Here is a 17,402-nt window from a genome sequence, read left to right on the forward strand (position 1 = left end):
TGATTAACCTCGCGTCTCGACGCTGGCAGCCAGGATCGCCAGCACCAACTGCTGGAAGTCCAGGCCGGCCGCGCGGGCCGCCATGGGCACCAGGCTATGATCAGTCATGCCTGGCGCGGTGTTTACTTCGAGCAGCCAGAAGCGGCCCTGCTCGTCCTGCATTACATCCAGCCGGCCCCAGCCTTCGATGCCGATGGCATCACAGGCGCGCGCGGTCAGATCGATCAGTTCTTGTTCCTTGACACTGTCCAGCCCGCACGGAATGCGGTACTGGGTGTCATTGGCGATGTATTTGGCGTCGTAGTCGTAGAACACATGCGGCGTACCGAGGGCGATCGGCGGCAGCACCTGGCCACGCAATACGGCGATGGTGAACTCCGGGCCGTGGATCCATTGCTCGACCAGGACTTGCGAGTCGTACTTGGCGGCGTCTTGCCAGGCGGCGACCAGCTCTTGCGTGCTGTTCACCTTGGCCATGCCGATACTTGAGCCTTCATGGGCCGGTTTGACGATCAATGGGAAGCCCAGTTCCGTGCCGGCTGCAATACAGTCCTGTTCGCTGGCCAATACCGCGTGACGCGGGGTTGGAATACCCAGGCTTTGCCACACCTGCTTGGTGCGCAATTTGTCCATGGCCAACGCCGAAGCGAGGATGCCGCTACCGGTATAAGGGATGCCGAGGCACTCGAGCAGGCCCTGCATGCTGCCGTCTTCACCGCCACGGCCGTGCAGGATGATGAAGGCGCGATCGATCTTCTCGCGCTGCAGACGCTCGAGCAGATCATCACCAACATCGATGGCCACGACGTCGACACCGGCGCTTTGCAGCGCGCCGATTACCGCCTCACCGGATTTGAGCGACACTTCGCGCTCGGCGCTCTTGCCACCGTACAGCACCGCTACGCGGCCAAAGGCGGTGACGTCGAGCGTCGAGTGCAGTTGGGCGTAAGTGGCGGTCATTGTGGCTTCTCCTGTTTGGCGACGGCACCGGCAAACAGCGGGCTCTTCATCAGTTGTGGGGCGAGGCCACCAATGTCACCGGCGCCCTGGCACAGCAGGATGTCGCCGGCACGCAGCAGGGGCTTTACCAACGGCGCCAGCTCGACGCCGCGCTCGATGTAGATCGGGTCGAGCTGACCACGCTGGCGGATGCTGTGGCACAGCTGACGGCTGTCGGCGCCCGGGATCGGCTCCTCACCGGCTGGGTAGACTTCCATCAACAGCAGCACGTTGGCGTCGGCCAGGACCTGAACGAAGTCGTCATACAGGTCACGGGTGCGGCTATAGCGGTGCGGCTGATAGACCATCACCAGGCGCCGGCTCGGCCAGCCGCCGCGCACGGCCTTGATCACGGCAGCCACTTCGGTTGGGTGGTGACCGTAGTCGTCGACCAGCATCACGTCGCCGCCTTCGACCGGCAGTTCGCCATACACCTGGAAGCGTCGACCGACCCCCTGGAAGCCCGACAGTCCCTGAACGATGGCGGCATCGCTGATGCCTTCGTCAGTGGCGATGGCAATGGTCGCCAGCGCGTTGAGGACGTTGTGGTTGCCAGGCATGTTGACCGACACATCGAGCGGCTCGCAGTCGCGACGCAGCACGGTGAAATGGGTCTGCATGCCCTGCTGGCGCACATTGATGGCGCGGATGTCCGCCTCATCGCTGAAGCCGTAGGTCACGGTCGGACGCTTCACCAGCGGCAGGATCTCGCGCACCACCGGGTCATCCAGGCACATCACTGCCAGCCCGTAGAACGGCAGGTTGTGCAGAAACTCGACAAAGGTCTTCTTCAGTTTGTTGAAGTCGCCTTCGTAGGTGGCCATGTGGTCGGCATCGATATTGGTGACCACGGCAACCATCGGTTGCAGGTGCAGGAAGCTGGCATCGCTTTCATCTGCTTCGGCAATCAGGTAACGGCTGGCGCCGAGCTGGGCATTGGTGCCCGCTGCGGTCAGACGACCACCGATGACGAAGGTCGGATCCAGCCCACCGGCGGCGAACACCGAGGCCAGCAAGCTGGTGGTGGTGGTCTTGCCATGGGTGCCGGCCACGGCAATGCCATGGCGATAGCGCATCAGCTCGGAGAGCATCTCCGCACGCGGTACTACCGGGATGCGACGCTCCAGCGCAGTGGCGACTTCCGGGTTGGCCGGGTTGATCGCACTGGACACCACCAGCACATCGGCATTGGCGGCGTTCTCGGCACGGTGGCCGACAAAGATCTGTGCGCCGAACGACTGCAGGCGTTGGGTGACCGGCGACTCTTTGAGGTCGGAGCCAGACACTTCATAGCCCAGGTTGAGCAGGACTTCGGCAATGCCGCACATGCCCACACCGCCGATACCGACGAAGTGGATACGGCGAATACGGCCCATCTTTGGTTGCGGCATGGCTTTCTGCGCTTCAACCATGGGCCACCTCCAGGCAGATATCGACTACGGTGCTGGTTGCAGCAGGCTTGGCCAGGCGCCGTGCGGTGCCGGCCATGGTGTTGAGTTTCTCGGGTTGCATCAGCACCTCGTTCAGGCGGTCAGCGAGTTGCGCTGCGCCAGTTGTCGCTTGTGGCAGCAGGAAGGCAGCGCCTTCCCGGGCCAGATAATGGGCATTGTGGGTCTGGTGGTCGTCGATGGCGTGCGGCAATGGCACCAGCATCGAGGGCAGGCCTGCCGCCGCGAGTTCGCTGACGGTCAGGGCACCGGCCCGGCACACGACCAGATCGGCCCAGCCGTAGACATGGGCCATGTCCTTGATGAACGGCTCGACCTGCGCCTCGACGCCAGCCTCGCGATAACGCTCGGCGGTGATCGGCGCATGTTGCTTGCCAGCCTGGTGGAACACTTCCGGACGCAGCTCAGGGGCTACTTCCGACAGGGCCTTAGGCAGCAATTTGTTCAATGGTTCCGCACCCAGGCTGCCGCCCAGCACCAACAGCCGTGCCCGGCGCTCGCCGAGTGGGGCGCGCTGGGCGTCGAGGAACAGCTCCGGACGTACCGGGTTACCCGTGGTACGGCGCTTGTCGCTGGCGGCGAAGGTGTCCGGGAAGGCTTCGCAGACCCGCGCAGCCAGTGGTACCAACAGACGGTTGGCAGTGCCGGCGCGGGCGTTCTGCTCGTGAATCACCAGTGGCACGCCGCACAGCTTGGCAGCGACGCCGCCGGGGCCGGTGACATAGCCACCAAAGCCGATCACGCACACTGGTTTGAGCTGGGCGATGATCTTGCGCGCCTGCAGTACGGCCTTGATCAGGGTGAACGGCGCCTTGAGCAGCGACAGCTTGCTCTTGCCACGCAGGCCGCTGACCTGAATCTGGTGCAACGGCAGACCCGCTTGTGGCACCAGCTCGTTTTCGATGCCGCGCGGGGTACCCAGCCAGTGCACGCTATAGCCGCGCGCCTGGAATTCGCGGGCGCAGGCCAGCGCCGGGAACACGTGGCCACCGGTGCCGCCGGCCATGATCAGTACGTTTTTACCGTCAGCGGCCATGATTGCTGGTCTCCTCGGCAAAATCGCTTTCGTTGAATTCATGCTCTTCGCTGCCCAGGTGGGTGCGACTCTCCCACTCGATGCGCAGTAACAAGCCGACGCAGGCGCAACAAATCACCAGCGAGCTGCCGCCGTAACTGAGAAACGGCAGGGTCAGGCCCTTGGTCGGCAGCAGGCCGACGTTCACGCCGATGTTGATCAGGAACTGACCAATCCACAGGAATGCCAGGCCGAACGCCATATAAGCAGCGAAGTACTGCTTGGCCTTTTCGGCCCACAGGCCGATGTACAAGGCACGTACGGTGACGAACACGAACAGCGCCACGGTGCACAGGGTGCCGACCACGCCGAGCTCTTCAGCCAGTACCGAGAAGACGAAGTCGGTATGCGCTTCGGGCAGGTAGAACTGCTTCTGTACGCTGTTGCCCAGGCCAACCCCCAACCACTCACCGCGACCAAAGGCGATCAGCGCCTGGGTCAACTGGTAGCCGGAACCGAACTGATCGGACCACGGGTCGGTAAAGGTGATGAGCCGCGCCATCCGATACGGCTGGGCCTGCACCAGGACGAACACGGCCACCACCGCCAGCACCACCATCAGCGAGAAGCGGAACAACCCCACCCCGCCGAGGAACAGCATCGCGGCAGCCGCGCCCATCATCACTACAGTGGCGCCGAAGTCCGGCTCCATCAGCAGCAGCCCGGCCATCGGCAACAGCACGATGAACGGCTTGAAGAAGCCCATCCAGCTTTCACGCACTTCCTGCTGACGGCGTACCAGGTAGCCAGCCAGATAGATCACCACGAAGACCTTGGCGATCTCCGACGGCTGCACGTTGAAGAAGCTGAAACCAATCCAGCGCATCGAACCGTTCACTTCACGGCCAATACCGGGCACCAGTACCAACACCAGCAAGCCAAAGGCGCCGATCAGCATCATGAAACCCATGCGCTGCCAGGTGGCGATCGGCACCAGCATGGTCACGCCGCCGGCGGCCAGGCCGATGGCCACGTACACCAGGTGGCGGTACATGTGGTAGAGCGGGTTGCCCGACTGGGCCGCAGCCACTTCCGACGAGGCCGAGGTGATCATCACCAGGCCCAGGCCGAGCAATGCCAGGCAGCCGGCAAGGAAAGCGAAATCGAGATCGATGCCACGGCCACTGATCAGTGGCGACGGATACGGTTTGAGGATGCCGAAGATCATGCCAGGCCCTCCACCGCTTGCGCGAACAGTTGCCCGCGCTGCTCGAAGTTCTTGAACATGTCGAGGCTGGCACAGGCTGGCGAGAGCAGCACGGCATCGCCGGGCTGCGCCAGCGCAGCGCACTGCAGCACAGCTTCATCAAGGGTGTTGACGTAAATCTGCGGTACTTGCTCGGCCAAGGCCTGACCCAGACGCTGAGCGTCACGGCCCAGCAACACTACTGCGCGGCAGTAGCGTGCGACGGGTTCGCGCAAGGCGGCAAAGTCAGCGCCTTTGCCGTCGCCGCCGGCGATCAGCACCAGCTTGCCGTCGATGTCGGCGCCCAGCCCTTCGATGGCGGCCAGGGCCGCACCGACGTTGGTCGCCTTGGAGTCGTCGTACCAGCTGACAGCGTTGTGCTCGCGCACCCACTGGCAGCGGTGCGCCAGGCCGGCGAATTCGCGCAGCGCTGCAAGCATCGGCTCGAACGGCAGGCCCGCGGCATGCCCTAGGGCCAGTGCGGCCAGCGCATTGCTCTGGTTGTGCGCGCCACGGATCTTCAGCTCGCGCACCGGCAGCAGGTTCTGGAATTCGAAGGCCAGGTATTTTTCGCCCTCGACTTCGCGCAGGCCAAAAGCCTTGAAGTCCGGCGTATTCAAACCAAAGCTGAAGCATGGCCGGCCTTCAACCGGCAGTGGCCGGCTCAGCGCGTCCTGACGGTTGACCACAACCTGGTGGGCACCGCGGAAGATCCGGTGCTTGGCCAGGTGATAGGCCGGCAGGCCGCTGTAGCGGTCCATGTGGTCTTCGCTGATATTGAGCACGGTGGCCACTTCGGCGTTGAGCTGGTCAGTGGTTTCCAGCTGGAAGCTGGACAGCTCCATCACGTACAGCTCGATGCTGTCGTCAAGCAGGTCCAGCGCCGGCGTTCCGAGATTGCCGCCAACCGCCACACGCTTGCCGGCCTTGGCCGCCATCTCGCCCACCAGCGTTGTCACCGTGCTTTTCGCATTGGAGCCGCTGATCGCGATGATCGGCGCCTTGGCGTTACGGGCAAACAGCTCGATATCACCAGACAACTTTACTCCGCGCGCGGCAGCAGCCTGCAAGGCAGGCGTCGCCAGCGCCAGGCCCGGGCTGACGTACAGCTCGTTGGCGCGGCAGAGGAAGTCGACATCCAGTTCACCACAGCGTACTTCCACCTGCGGGTAGTCCCGGCGCAAGGTTTCCAGTTCCGGCGGTTGCTCGCGCGTGTCGGCGACCGCAAAGGCAATGCCCCGGCTCGCCAGGAAGCGAACCAGGGACATGCCGCTCTTGCCGAGGCCGACAACGATGCGGAATTGGTCGGAAGCGATCAATGACACGCTCATCTACCTCAGCTTCAGGGTGGCAAGGCCGACCAGCACGAGAATCACGGTGATGATCCAGAAACGGACAATCACCCGTGGCTCGGGCCAACCCTTGAGTTCAAAGTGGTGGTGAATCGGCGCCATACGAAACACCCGCTTGCCGGTCAGCTTGAAGGAGGCGACCTGGATCACCACCGACAGGGTTTCCATGACAAACACACCGCCCATGATGAACAGGACGATTTCCTGCCGAACGATGACGGCGATGGTGCCCAGAGCAGCGCCCAGCGCCAGTGCGCCGACGTCGCCCATGAACACCTGAGCCGGATAGGTGTTGAACCAGAGAAAGCCCAGGCCGGCACCGATCAACGCGCCGCAGAACACGATCAGCTCGCCAGCGCCTGGCACATAAGGGATCAACAGGTACTCGGCGAACTTCACGTTACCCGACAGGTAGCAGAAGATCCCCAGCGCGCCGCCGACCATGACCGTTGGCATGATCGCCAGGCCGTCGAGGCCGTCAGTCAGGTTTACCGCGTTGCTCGAGCCGACGATGACGAAATAGGTCAGCACCACGAAACCGATGCCCAGGGCGATGGTGACGTCCTTGGCAAACGGTACGATCAAGGTGGTTTCGACGCTGGTCGGCGCGGTCATGAAGAGGAACACCGCCGCGCCCAGGCCGAACACCGATTGCCAGAAGTACTTCCAGCGGCTTGGCAGGCCACGCGAATTTTTCTCGATGACCTTGCGGTAGTCGTCGACCCAGCCAATCGCGCCGAACAACAGGGTGACGATCATCACGACCCACACGTAGCGGTTGCTCAGGTCAGCCCAAAGCAAGGTACTGATGGTGATTGCAGACAGGATCAACGCGCCGCCCATGGTCGGTGTACCCGACTTGGACAGGTGCGATTGCGGACCATCGTTGCGCACTGCCTGGCCGATCTGACGGATCTGCAGGGTGCGAATCATCCAGGGGCCCAGCCACAGCGACAGCGACAAAGCAGTCAGAACACCCAGAATCCCGCGCAGGGACAGGTACTGGAAGACCGCAAAGCCTTTATGGAACTGCTGTAGATACTCAGCCAACAGCAAAAGCATTAATGTTTCTCCCCGCTGACACCGCACAGTGCAGCCACGACGTTTTCCATCGCAGCGCTGCGCGAGCCCTTGATCAAGATTGTGGTGTCGCTGGCGGTTTCGCTGCTAACAGCGTCGATCAGCTCAGCCTGAGTTGCGAAATGTCGGCCTTCGGCGCCAAACGCCCGGACCGCATGAGTCATGTTGCTACCTACCGCGTACAAGGCATCGACCTTGCCGCGTGCGTAGTCGCCCACCAGCTGGTGGCCTTCCTGCGCCCATTGACCCAGTTCGCCGATATCCCCGAGCACCAGAACGGTGCGCCCGGAAAAGCCGGCGAGTATATCAATGGCCGCACACATCGAGGTGGGATTTGCGTTGTAACTGTCGTCGATCACGCGCACGCCGTTGGCAGTGATCTGCGCGACCGTACGGCCCTTGACCGGCTGCACCGCGTTCAGGCCAGCGGCAATACCGGGCAAGCTCACGCCCAAGGCATGGGCAGCAGCCGCTGCAGCCAGGGCGTTGCTGACGTTGTGGGTGCCGAGCAGATTCAACTGCACCGCCACCGAACCGGCGGCACTATGCAAGGTGAACGCCGGGCAGCCACGGGCATCGCGACCGATATCGCTGGCGTGAAAATCCGCCTGCGGGTTGTTCAGGGCGAAGCTCAGCACGCGTTTGTCGCCAGCACGTTTGTGCCAGATGGCAAACGCCTTGTCGTCCAGGTTGAGCACCGCAGTGCCACCCTCGCCCAGGCCTTCAAGGATCTCGCCCTTGGCCTCGACGATTTTTTCCGGGCCGCCAAACTCGCCAACGTGGGCGGTGCCGGCGTTGTTGAGGATGACCACCTGAGGCTGGGTCAGGCCAACGGTGTAACGAATCTCGCCAAGGCGCGACGCACCCAGTTCGATGACTGCCGCGCTGTGCTCACTGGCGATTTCCAGCAGGGTCAGCGGTGCACCCAGATCATTGTTGAGATTGCCGCGGGTCGCCAGCACCGGGCCACGGGTGCGCAGGATGCAGGCAAGCATCTCTTTCACAGTGGTCTTGCCGCTGGAGCCGGTGATGGCTGCTACTGGCTTGTCGAACCCGGCACGGTTGAGCGCGCCCAGTTGACCTAGCGCCACACGGCAATCAGCGACAACCAGTTGCGGCAGATCGACGCCTTCGACCTCACGTTCGACCAGCGCCGCGACGGCGCCCTTGGCCTGTACATCAGCCAGGTAATCATGGCCATCGAAGCGCGGGCCGGTAAGGGCAACGAACAGTTGGCCGGCGCCGACGCTGCGGCTGTCGATGCTGACGCCATCGAAGCTGACATCGCTGCCAACCAGGCGCGCATGCAGCGCTGCGATCAGTTGGCTCAGGCTCAAGGGCTTAAGCATGTGGGCTCCCCCAGGTTGCCAGGGCTTTCTCGGCTTCAACCAGATCGGAGAACGCATGGCGCTCACCGTGAATTTCCTGATAGTCCTCGTGGCCTTTACCGGCCAGCACGATCACGTCGTCGGCCGCAGCAGAGGCGATCAACTGCGCGATCGCGGCGCCGCGGCCAGCGACGAAGCTGACTTCTGACGGTTTGGCAAAGCCCGGGCGAATATCGTCGAAGATGGCCGCAGGCTCTTCAGTGCGTGGATTATCGTCAGTAACCAACACGCGGTCAGACAGCCGCTCGGCGACTTCAGCCATCAACGGGCGCTTGCCGCGGTCACGGTCACCGCCGCAACCAAACAGGCACAGCAGTTTGCCGTGGGCGTGTGGGCGCAGGGCTTCGAGTACTTTTTCAAGGGCATCCGGGGTGTGCGCGTAGTCGACCACCACCAGCGGTTTATTACCGCCGCCCAAGCGCTGCATACGGCCGACCGGCCCTTGCAGGGTTGGCACGACCTTGAGAATTTCGTCCAGCGAATAATCCAGCGACATCAGCGCGGCAATCGCGGCGAGCACGTTGCTCAGGTTGAAGCGACCGAGCAGCTGGCTGCGCAGTATGCTTTCACCCTGTGCCGTAACCAGCACCGCACGCACGCCGTCGTCGTCGAATTTGGCTTCGCGGCAGTACAGCGAAGCTTCTGGATTTTCCAGGCTGTAGCTGAGCAAGCGAGTCTCGACGTGATCGGCGATTGGCTTGCGAGCAAAGTCCTCGGCCAGGCGCCGACCGAACTCATCATCCAGATTGACCACCTGGCTACGCAGGTTCGGCCAGGCAAATAGCTTGGCCTTGGCCGCTTCATACGCCTGCATGCTGCCGTGGTAATCGAGGTGATCACGGGACAGGTTGGTCATCACGGCGATGTCGAAGGCCAGGGCGGCAACGCGGCCCTGTTCCAGGGCATGCGACGACACTTCCATGGCCACGGCTTTGGCGCCGGCTTTTTTCAGGTCGTACAGGGTTGCCTGTACTGCAATCGGGTCAGGCGTGGTCAAGCGGCCGCTCTGCAGCGCGCCGGAGAAACCGGTGCCCAGCGTGCCGATCAGGCCGCAGCGTTGGCCGAGGGCGTCCAGCGCCTGCGCCAGCAACTGGGTCACGCTGGTCTTGCCATTGGTGCCGGTGACGCCGATCAGGTTGAGCTGACGGCTCGGTTCACCGTAGAAACGCCCGGCAATCTCCGACAGCTGCGCGATCAGGCCCTTGACCGGAATCAGTGCAACGTCGGTCAGCGGCAGCACGGTGGCGCCCTGCTCTTCATAAGCGACGGCAGCCGCGCCGCGCTGCAAGGCGTCGGCGATATGGTCACGACCATCGACCAGCGCACCTGGCACGGCCAGGAACAGATCGCCCGGGCGCACGGCCCGGCTGTCCAGGGTCAACTCGCGGATCATCGGATCGCGGCTGGCATGGGCAAACAGCTTGCTCAATGGCATCGTCATCAACCACGCCCTCCTTTGGCTACGGCGGCATTCACTTGCGCCGGTACGGCAGGCGCAACGGGTGCAGGCGGTGGCAGGTTATCTGGTGGTACGTTCATCAACCGCAGGGTCCCGGACATGACTTTGCTGAATACCGGTGCCGAGACCAGGCCACCGAAGTAGCCGCCTTTGCTCGGCTCATCGATGACCACGACGATGGCGTAACGCGGATCGCTCATCGGGCCGAAGCCAGCGAACAGCGAGCGGTAGGCGTTTTCGGTGTAGCCCTTGGAGCCGACGGTGGCCTTACGCGCCGTACCGGACTTGCCACCAACGTGATAGAACGGCACCTGCGCGCGGTAGACACCGCGCGGGGCTTCGATCACCTGCTGGAGCATGCCCTGGATGGTCTCGGCGGTTTCCTTGGGCACCACTTGGGTGAAGTCAGGGGTCTTGTCGACCTTGACGATGCTCAACGGCACCATCTTGCCGTCGTTGGCCAGTGCGGCGTAGGCGTGTACCAGCTGCAATGCGGTCACGGACAGGCCGTAGCCATAGGACAGGGTCGCCGTCTCGGCCTTGCGCCATTCGCGGTGGTTAGGCAGGTTGCCGACGCGCTCGCCAGGGAAGCCCAGGCCGGTGTACTGACCCAGACCCAGCTGCGACATCACCCGGTAGATGGCTTCGCCGCCGATGTCGAAGGCGATCTTGCTCATGCCGACGTTACTGGAGTTGATCAGGATCCCGGTCAGGTCGAGCACCGGGCCCTCGCTGCGCGAAACGTCCTTGATCGTGTAGCGACCGATCTGCAGGCTGCCCGGATACACTTCGACTTTGTCGGTCGGTTTCCAGCGGCCGCTCTGCAATGCAGCGCTCATCGACAGCGGCTTGACCGTCGAGCCCGGCTCGAACACATCGATGATGGCCCGGTTGCGCATCGCGGCCGGGACCATGCTGCGGCGGTTGTTCGGGTTGTAGGTAGGCTGGTTGACCATGGCCAGCACTTCGCCGGTCTTGACGTCCATGATCACCAGGCTGCCGGCCTTGGCTTCCTGCTCGGCAATGGCGTTGCGCAGTTCGCGCGTAGCCAGATACTGCAAGCGCAGGTCGATCGACAACGCCAAGGTCGAACCGGCCTTGGCGTTTTTGGTGACCTGAATGTCTTTGATCAAGCGGCCACGCCGGTCCTTGATCACCTGGCGCTTGCCAGGCACGCCGGCGAGCCATTCGTCATAGGCCAGCTCGACCCCTTCGCGACCGTGGTCGTCAAGGTCGGTAAAGCCAACCATGTGCGCGGTAACATCACCGGCCGGGTAGAAGCGGCGGAACTCTTCGAGGCCGTACACACCCGGCACTTTCAGGTCGAGCACCTGCTGGCCTTGCTCAGGGGTAAGCCCGCGCACCAGATAGATGAATTCTTTGTTGGCCTGCTGGGTGAGGCGCTCGGTCAGTTGTTGCGGATTTTGCCCAAGCACAGCCGCCAGTTGCGCCCAGCGCTCCTTGTACGCCTGCATTTCCTTGGGATTGGCCCACAGCGTGGTGACTGGCGTACTGACCGCCAATGGCTCGCCGTTACGGTCAGTGATCAGCCCGCGGTGTGCCGGAATTTGAATGTGGCGCAGGCTGCGGGCGTCGCCCTGGCCCTTGAGGAAGGCACGGTCGACGACCTGCAGGTCGATGATGCGCCAGCAGATGGCACCGACCATCAGCGCCAGCAGGCCGATCACGACGCGGAAGCGCCAAGGGTAGAGTGCGCCTTCGAGTTTCATCATGGCGCCACCATCCGCACTTCGTCGGCGGCCGGAACACGCATTTTCAGCTGTTCGCTGGCCAGGCTTTCGATGCGGCTGTGGGCAGTCCAGGTGCTCTGCTCAAGGATCAGCCGGCCCCATTCTGCCTGCGCCTTGTCACGCTCGTTCAGTTCGCCAAACAAGGTGTTGAGCAGTTGCCGGTTCCAGTGCGCGCTGTAGGACACCGCCACCGCTGAAACCAGCACAGCGATAAACAGCAGCAGCATCAGCGAGCTGCCGCCGGGCAATGGCTTGGCGAAGAGCTTGCTCAACGGAGCTTCTCCGCAACGCGCATGACTGCGCTGCGTGAGCGGGGGTTGGCCTTGAGCTCGGCCTCGGAGGCGAACTGCGCCTTGCCGATCAAGCGCACTTTTGGCTCGAAGACGGTGTGCTGCACGGGCAGGTTGCGCGGCAGGTTGTCCGCCTCGCCCTTGACTAGCTTGCGCATGAACAGTTTGACGATGCGGTCTTCCAGCGAGTGGAAGCTGATCACCACCAGGCGGCCACCGATCTCCAGTGACTCCAGCGCAGCCTCAAGGCCCGCCTCCAGGTCACCAAGCTCGTTGTTGACGTGGATGCGCAGGCCCTGGAAGGCGCGGGTCGCGGGGTTCTTGCCCTTTTCCCAGGCCGGGTTGGCGACCTTGAGCACTTCAGCCAGGTCGGCCGTGCGGGTGAACGGCTGCTTTTCGCGGCGCTCGACCACGGCCCGGGCCATACGCCCGGAGAAGCGCTCTTCACCGTACTGCTTGAATACGCGGGCGATCTCTTCAGCCGGGGCGGTGGCGATGAACTCGGCGGCGCTGATGCCTTGCGCAGGGTTCATGCGCATGTCCAGCGGGCCGTCGTTGAGGAAGCTGAAGCCGCGCTCGGGGTCATCAAGCTGCGGTGAAGACACACCTAGGTCCAGCAGCACGCCGCTGACCTTGCCGGCCAGGCCGCGCTCGGCTACTTCTTCGCCCAGCTCGGCAAAGCTGCGCTGCACAATGACGAAGCGGCCGTCTTCGGCCGCCAGCGCTTGCCCCGTGGCAATCGCTTGTGGGTCTTTGTCGAACCCGAGTAGCCGCCCCTGCGGCCCCAGCTTGCTGAGGATCAGGCGGCTGTGGCCACCGCGGCCGAAGGTACCATCGAGGTAGCAGCCATCGGCGCGCAGGGCCAGTGCCTCGACAGCTTCGTCGAGCAGCACGGTGATGTGGTTGAAGCCGCTATCTATGGTCACAGGATCAGGTCACGCAATTCGTCAGGCAAAGCGCCCGGTTGTTGAATAGCTGCAAGATCGTCTGCCGAAACCGCGTTCCAGGCATCCTCATCCCACAGCTGAAATTTGTTCAGCTGCCCCACCAACATCGCCTTCTTGTCCAGATTGGCGTACTCACGCAGGCGCGGCGGTACCAGAAAACGGCCACTGCCATCGAGCTCCAGGTCTACCGCATTACCGATCAGCAAGCGCTGCAGGCGGCGGTTTTCCTCACGCAAAGACGGCAAGGCACGCAACTTGGCTTCTATCTGTTCCCACTCATCGAGGGGATATACACATAAGCAGCGATCGACTGCATCGATGGTCACGATCAACTGGCTCTGGCAACGCGAATCCAACTCGTCACGGTACCGACTCGGCATGGCGAGTCTGCCCTTTGCATCAAGGCTGACGGCATTGGCTCCGCGGAACACGGCTGCGATTCCCCACAATGTTATCGTTTTTAGGCCAGAAAACCCACTTCAACCCACTTTCTGCCACTTGCGCACACTATAGGAATCCGCCCGGTACACCGTCAAGGCGCGCTCGTAGGGAAATCCCTTACACGGCGGAGATTTAGCTCAACAAAGAGATGAAGGAAGATAAAAAGAAGGAAAAATGGCGGGCAAAAAATGTGCGAACTCAGTCAGATAGCGACCGAAGTTAAAGTGATTTATTAAGAGTAAGATTTTTTCGGTATTACCAAGGTGCTTCTGCCGTCGATTACAGCAGGGAGGGAGAGGTGGAGAGTCGATCTATAAGCCGGGTTTTGTCGAGGACAGTCATTCCTCTACGACGGCCATCACTGGACGCCTCTAGCAACCTACCCGGTTCCGACGCGGGCCACGCCTAATGGAACCCTATTTGGTCTTGCTCCGAGTGGGGTTTACCTAGCCACGAACTGTTGCCAGTCGCGCGGTGCGCTCTTACCGCACCTTTTCACCCTTACCGGCACCGAAGTGCTTAGGCGGTTATTTTCTGTGGCACTTTCCGTAGGCTCACGCCTCCCAGGGGTTACCTGGCACTCTGCCCTATGGAGCCCGGACTTTCCTCCCCCCTCTTTTGCGGAACAAAAGAAGGCAGCGACTGTCCAATCGACTCTCCGCCGACAAGGGTAACGTCAGGCGCGCTCAAGAACAAGCTTTAGAGCAACAGGATGTCGCTAATGCTCAATTGGCTTTCTGCTTTTCCAGGGCCGCCTGATACAGCAGGTTCTTGCGCACCCCGGTAATTTCCGCTGCCAGCGCCGCTGCGCGCTTGAGTGGCAATTCCGCCAACAGCAAGTCCAGAACGCGCTGCGCCTCGGTGCTGATCGCCTGCTCGTCTTCGGGCGCACTCCAGCCCCCCACCAACACCACGCATTCGCCGCGCTGCTGATTACTGTCGGCGGCAACAAACGCGTGCAACTCGCCCAGCGGCAGGCCCTTGAGTGTTTCGAACGCCTTGGTCAGCTCACGCCCAAGCAGCGCCGGGCGATCCGCACCGAACACCGCCTGCATGTCATCGAGGCATTCCAGAATGCGGTGCGGGGCCTCATAGAAGATCAGCGTGCGCGGCTCTTCCTTAACCTGTTCCAGGCGGGCACGCCGCCCAGCAGTCTTGGCAGGCAGAAAGCCTTCGAAGATAAACCGGTCAGACGGCAAGCCAGCGGCCGACAACGCAGCAATCAGCGCGCAGGCGCCGGGCACCGGCACCACTTTCACGCCGGCAGCGCGAGCCTGGCGCACCAGGTGATAACCCGGGTCGGAAATCAGCGGCGTGCCAGCGTCAGAGACCAGCGCAATATCGTCGCCCGCCAGCAAGCGAGTCAGAAAACGCCCGCCCTCGTCGCGCTCATTGTGCTCATGGCAGGCAGCCAGCGGCGTGTTGATACCGAAGTGCTGCATCAGGCGGATTGAATGGCGGGTGTCTTCGGCGGCGATCAAGGCTACATCCGCCAGCACCTTGAGCGCGCGGGCACTCATGTCATCGAGGTTGCCGATCGGCGTGGCCACCACGTACAGCGTGCCTGTGGTGGATTTCGAAGCCCCTGCTACATCTGTCACTGCGCGCACCTGTCTTTCGGATCAAAGGCGCCATTGTAGCCCGAGCACCGGTAACAGGGCGCAAACATCTTCACCGGCGGCCCGCTTCAGGCCACCTATAGTGAAGGTTGCACGTCAGCGACATCGCGCCCCGGCCAGTGGTTGGGTACAATCGTCGGCCAACCAGATCGAGTAACAGGACTTTTACATGATCGCTTGTCTGCGGCTGCTCACAGCCCTCTGCCTCGCTGCCTTGCTGGCAGCTTGCGCAAGCTCGCCCTCATCCAGCCTGGGCGAACTCCCGCGCACCCCGGACGCCAGTATCGAGCAACTGCTCGAGCAGGCAGCCACCAGCAAGTCGCCCGAGGACGCAGCCCTGCTGCGCCTGAGCGCTGCCGACCTGGCCTACAAGCAAAAGGACTATCCACGCGCAGCGCGGATTCTCGAACAGGTACCACTGGACCCGCTCAAGCCTGCTCAGCAGGTGTTCGCCAGCACCTTGAGCGCTGAGCTGGCCATGAGCCGCAATCAGCCCAAAGCTGCCCTGACCGCCCTCGCCCACCCTAGCCTGCAGCGTCTGGGCGAGATGCCGGCTGAGCTGCAAGTGCGCACCTACAGCGTGCATGCCGCTGCCCTCGAAGCCGATGGCCAGACCTTGGCCGCAGCGCAGCAGCGGGTGCAACTGGCGCCTCTGCTCAGCGGCCAGGCGGCCAGCGCCAACAACGACGCGATCTGGGCACTGGTCGCTGCCTTGCCTGCCGAGCAGCTGCAATCGACTGGCAACGACACCCTGGCCGGCTGGACCAGCCTGGCCCTGGCGGTAAAAAGCGCCGGCACGCTGGAGCAGCAACAGGCTGCGATCGACGCCTGGCGCAACCAGCATCCAGAGCACCCCGCAGCCAAGCAACTGCCGACCGCGCTGAGCAAACTCAAGGAACTGGCCAGCCAGCCCCTGACCAAGATCGCCCTGCTGCTGCCTCAGGAAGGCTCGCTGGCAGGCGTCGCCCGCGCCTTGCGCGATGGCTTCATGGCCGCGCACTTCCAGGCCCAGCAGGCAGGCCAACAGGCACCTGCGATCCAGGTCTATGACAGCTCGCGGATCAGCTCGCTGGACGATTTCTACCGCCAGGCTCAGGCCGATGGCGTGCAACTGGTAGTCGGCCCGCTGGAAAAACCGCTGGTGAAAAAGCTCGCCGCCTACCCGCAGTTGCCACTGCCGACCCTGGCCCTGAACTACGCCGAAGCAGGCCAGAGCGCACCGCCGCAGCTGTTCCAGTTTGGCCTTGCCGCAGAAGACGAAGCCCGTGAAGTGTCGCGCCGTGCACGCGCCGACGGCCTGGTCCGCGCTGTTGCGCTGGTGCCGAGCGGCGAATGGGGCGACCGCGTGCTGGCCGCCTTCCGCAAGGACTGGGAAAGCAACGGCGGCACCCTGCTGGCTGCCGAGCGTATCGCCCAGCCGGTCGCCCTCGCCCAGCAAATCGCCGAGCTGTTCCAGCTGCGCCAGAGTGAAGGCCGTGCCAAGAGCCTGCAAAGCACGGTCGGTGGCAACATTGCCGCACAGCCGTCACGCCGCCAGGACATCGACTTCATCTTCCTCGCTGCCACCCCGCAGCAGGCGCAACAGATCAAGCCGACGCTGAACTTCCAGTACGCAGGGGATGTGCCGGTCTACGCCACCTCCAACCTGTACAGCGCCAGCGGTGACGTCAACCAGTACAACGACATGACCGGCATCCGCTTCTGCGAAACGCCGTGGCTGCTCGACAGCAGCAACAGCCTGCGCCAACAAGTCGTGCAGCAGTGGCCACAAGCCGCTGGCAGCCTCGGCCGGCTTTATGCGATGGGCGTTGATGCGTATAGCCTGGCACCGCGTCTGGGCCAACTGAAGGCACTGCCTGACAACCGCGTACAGGGCCTGTCCGGCAGCTTGAGCATGAACCCGAGCCAGCGCATCGAGCGTCAACTGCCATGGGCAGAGTTCGCCGGCGGCCAGGTCAAACGCCTGCCGGACACGCCGCGCTGATGCAGGCGGCATCGCCTGGTCGCGCCGGCCAGGATGCTGAGGACTACGCCCTGGAGTATCTTTTCGGGCAAGGTCTGCAGTTGCTGGCGCGCAATTGGCGATGCAAGGGAGGCGAGCTTGATCTGGTCATGCTCGACGCCGATACAGTAGTATTCGTCGAAGTCCGCTATCGGCTGCACGCAGACTTCGGCGGCGCCCTCGGCAGTATCGATGGGCGCAAGCAGCAACGCCTGGCGCTGGCCGCCAGCATGTTTCTGCACAAGGAGTTCCGCTGGGCCAATCACCCCTGCCGCGTCGATGTCATCGCTCTACAAGGCAGCGGCCATGCAGGGCAACCGCTGCAATGGCTGAAAAACGCCTTCGAATGCTGAACCCACTGCGAA

At 63.0% G+C, this 17,402-nt stretch carries 15 protein-coding genes and 1 other RNA gene; 2 read left to right on the top strand and 14 right to left on the bottom strand.

Features of this window, described 5'->3' with window-relative positions; all coding sequences use genetic code 11:
* Positions 1 to 3 precede the first annotated feature (3 nt).
* The 14 genes from ACIOAU_RS17705 to rsmI all read right to left on the bottom strand — a co-directional run bounded on the left by ACIOAU_RS17705 (position 4) and on the right by rsmI (position 15,017).
* Positions 4 to 960 carry a D-alanine--D-alanine ligase gene (locus tag ACIOAU_RS17705; protein ID WP_103438473.1) on the bottom strand — a complete coding sequence of 319 codons (957 nt, stop codon included), beginning with the start codon at positions 958 to 960 and terminating at the stop codon, positions 4 to 6.
* Entirely contained in the window at positions 957 to 2,411 is a 1,455-nt protein-coding gene (murC, locus tag ACIOAU_RS17710) for a UDP-N-acetylmuramate--L-alanine ligase (protein ID WP_101321989.1), read from the bottom strand. The genes ACIOAU_RS17705 and murC overlap by 4 nt, the downstream gene beginning before the upstream one ends.
* A complete protein-coding gene (gene murG / locus ACIOAU_RS17715; protein ID WP_401183638.1) occupies positions 2,404 to 3,483 on the bottom strand; it encodes an undecaprenyldiphospho-muramoylpentapeptide beta-N-acetylglucosaminyltransferase in 1,080 nt (359 codons plus the stop codon). Before murG ends, murC begins: the two co-directional genes overlap by 8 nt.
* Positions 3,473 to 4,690: a putative lipid II flippase FtsW gene (gene ftsW / locus ACIOAU_RS17720; RefSeq protein WP_101321991.1), complete on the bottom strand. Its 1,218-nt coding sequence runs from the start codon at positions 4,688 to 4,690 to the stop codon at positions 3,473 to 3,475. Before ftsW ends, murG begins: the two co-directional genes overlap by 11 nt.
* Positions 4,687 to 6,033 (bottom strand): UDP-N-acetylmuramoyl-L-alanine--D-glutamate ligase, encoded by a 1,347-nt coding sequence (gene murD, locus ACIOAU_RS17725; RefSeq protein ID WP_401183780.1) that lies wholly within the window; start codon positions 6,031 to 6,033, stop codon positions 4,687 to 4,689. Before murD ends, ftsW begins: the two co-directional genes overlap by 4 nt.
* A 6-nt stretch (positions 6,034 to 6,039) precedes the next feature.
* Positions 6,040 to 7,122 carry a phospho-N-acetylmuramoyl-pentapeptide-transferase gene (mraY, locus tag ACIOAU_RS17730; protein WP_101321992.1) on the bottom strand — a complete coding sequence of 361 codons (1,083 nt, stop codon included), beginning with the start codon at positions 7,120 to 7,122 and terminating at the stop codon, positions 6,040 to 6,042.
* Complete coding sequence (gene murF, locus ACIOAU_RS17735; protein WP_401183642.1) at positions 7,122 to 8,489, bottom strand: UDP-N-acetylmuramoyl-tripeptide--D-alanyl-D-alanine ligase; 1,368 nt, start codon at positions 8,487 to 8,489, stop codon at positions 7,122 to 7,124. Before murF ends, mraY begins: the two co-directional genes overlap by 1 nt.
* Positions 8,482 to 9,969, bottom strand: coding sequence for a UDP-N-acetylmuramoyl-L-alanyl-D-glutamate--2,6-diaminopimelate ligase (locus tag ACIOAU_RS17740; RefSeq protein ID WP_401183645.1), 1,488 nt, complete (start codon positions 9,967 to 9,969; stop codon positions 8,482 to 8,484). The genes murF and ACIOAU_RS17740 overlap by 8 nt, the downstream gene beginning before the upstream one ends.
* Complete coding sequence (locus tag ACIOAU_RS17745; RefSeq protein WP_178080843.1) at positions 9,969 to 11,717, bottom strand: penicillin-binding protein 2; 1,749 nt, start codon at positions 11,715 to 11,717, stop codon at positions 9,969 to 9,971. The genes ACIOAU_RS17740 and ACIOAU_RS17745 overlap by 1 nt, the downstream gene beginning before the upstream one ends.
* Positions 11,717 to 12,010, bottom strand: coding sequence for a cell division protein FtsL (gene ftsL / locus ACIOAU_RS17750; RefSeq protein WP_101321996.1), 294 nt, complete (start codon positions 12,008 to 12,010; stop codon positions 11,717 to 11,719). The genes ACIOAU_RS17745 and ftsL overlap by 1 nt, the downstream gene beginning before the upstream one ends.
* Complete coding sequence (rsmH, locus tag ACIOAU_RS17755; RefSeq protein WP_150570640.1) at positions 12,007 to 12,954, bottom strand: 16S rRNA (cytosine(1402)-N(4))-methyltransferase RsmH; 948 nt, start codon at positions 12,952 to 12,954, stop codon at positions 12,007 to 12,009. The genes ftsL and rsmH overlap by 4 nt, the downstream gene beginning before the upstream one ends.
* Positions 12,951 to 13,406 (bottom strand): division/cell wall cluster transcriptional repressor MraZ, encoded by a 456-nt coding sequence (gene mraZ / locus ACIOAU_RS17760; protein WP_101321998.1) that lies wholly within the window; start codon positions 13,404 to 13,406, stop codon positions 12,951 to 12,953. Before mraZ ends, rsmH begins: the two co-directional genes overlap by 4 nt.
* A 308-nt stretch (positions 13,407 to 13,714) precedes the next feature.
* Positions 13,715 to 14,074: RNase P RNA component class A (rnpB, locus tag ACIOAU_RS17765), an RNA gene on the bottom strand.
* Between the two features lie 67 nt (positions 14,075 to 14,141).
* The gene (rsmI, locus tag ACIOAU_RS17770) at positions 14,142 to 15,017 is read right to left on the bottom strand and encodes a 16S rRNA (cytidine(1402)-2'-O)-methyltransferase (protein ID WP_401183648.1); all 876 of its coding nucleotides are present in this window, start codon (positions 15,015 to 15,017) and stop codon (positions 14,142 to 14,144) included.
* Positions 15,018 to 15,204: 187 nt separating this feature from the next.
* On the opposite strand from rsmI, the gene ACIOAU_RS17775 reads away from it, so the two are divergent.
* Together ACIOAU_RS17775 and ACIOAU_RS17780 are read left to right on the top strand one after the other, a co-directional pair.
* On the top strand, positions 15,205 to 17,019 hold the full coding sequence (locus tag ACIOAU_RS17775; protein ID WP_150572132.1) for a penicillin-binding protein activator: 1,815 nt from the start codon (positions 15,205 to 15,207) through the stop codon (positions 17,017 to 17,019).
* Positions 17,019 to 17,390, top strand: coding sequence for a YraN family protein (locus tag ACIOAU_RS17780; RefSeq protein ID WP_401183651.1), 372 nt, complete (start codon positions 17,019 to 17,021; stop codon positions 17,388 to 17,390). Before ACIOAU_RS17775 ends, ACIOAU_RS17780 begins: the two co-directional genes overlap by 1 nt.
* Positions 17,391 to 17,402: the final 12 nt, after the last annotated feature.

This window comes from Pseudomonas sp. NPDC088322 (assembly GCF_044740745.1).
Lineage (GTDB): Bacteria > Pseudomonadota > Gammaproteobacteria > Pseudomonadales > Pseudomonadaceae > Aquipseudomonas > Aquipseudomonas shirazensis.

Bases quoted from the DNA above. Each gene is read 5' to 3' on its own strand.
- murC (WP_101321989.1), bottom strand. From the start codon at position 2,411: ATGGTTGAAGCGCAGAAAGCCATGCCGCAACCAAAGATGGGCCGTATT.
- murG (WP_401183638.1), bottom strand. From the start codon at position 3,483: ATGGCCGCTGACGGTAAAAACGTACTGATCATGGCCGGCGGCACCGGT.
- ACIOAU_RS17740 (WP_401183645.1), bottom strand. From the start codon at position 9,969: ATGACGATGCCATTGAGCAAGCTGTTTGCCCATGCCAGCCGCGATCCG.
- ACIOAU_RS17780 (WP_401183651.1), top strand. From the start codon at position 17,019: ATGCAGGCGGCATCGCCTGGTCGCGCCGGCCAGGATGCTGAGGACTAC.
- murF (WP_401183642.1), bottom strand. From the start codon at position 8,489: ATGCTTAAGCCCTTGAGCCTGAGCCAACTGATCGCAGCGCTGCATGCG.
- mraY (WP_101321992.1), bottom strand. From the start codon at position 7,122: ATGCTTTTGCTGTTGGCTGAGTATCTACAGCAGTTCCATAAAGGCTTT.
- ACIOAU_RS17775 (WP_150572132.1), top strand. From the start codon at position 15,205: ATGATCGCTTGTCTGCGGCTGCTCACAGCCCTCTGCCTCGCTGCCTTG.
- ACIOAU_RS17705 (WP_103438473.1), bottom strand. From the start codon at position 960: ATGACCGCCACTTACGCCCAACTGCACTCGACGCTCGACGTCACCGCC.
- ftsW (WP_101321991.1), bottom strand. From the start codon at position 4,690: ATGATCTTCGGCATCCTCAAACCGTATCCGTCGCCACTGATCAGTGGC.
- ACIOAU_RS17745 (WP_178080843.1), bottom strand. From the start codon at position 11,717: ATGAAACTCGAAGGCGCACTCTACCCTTGGCGCTTCCGCGTCGTGATC.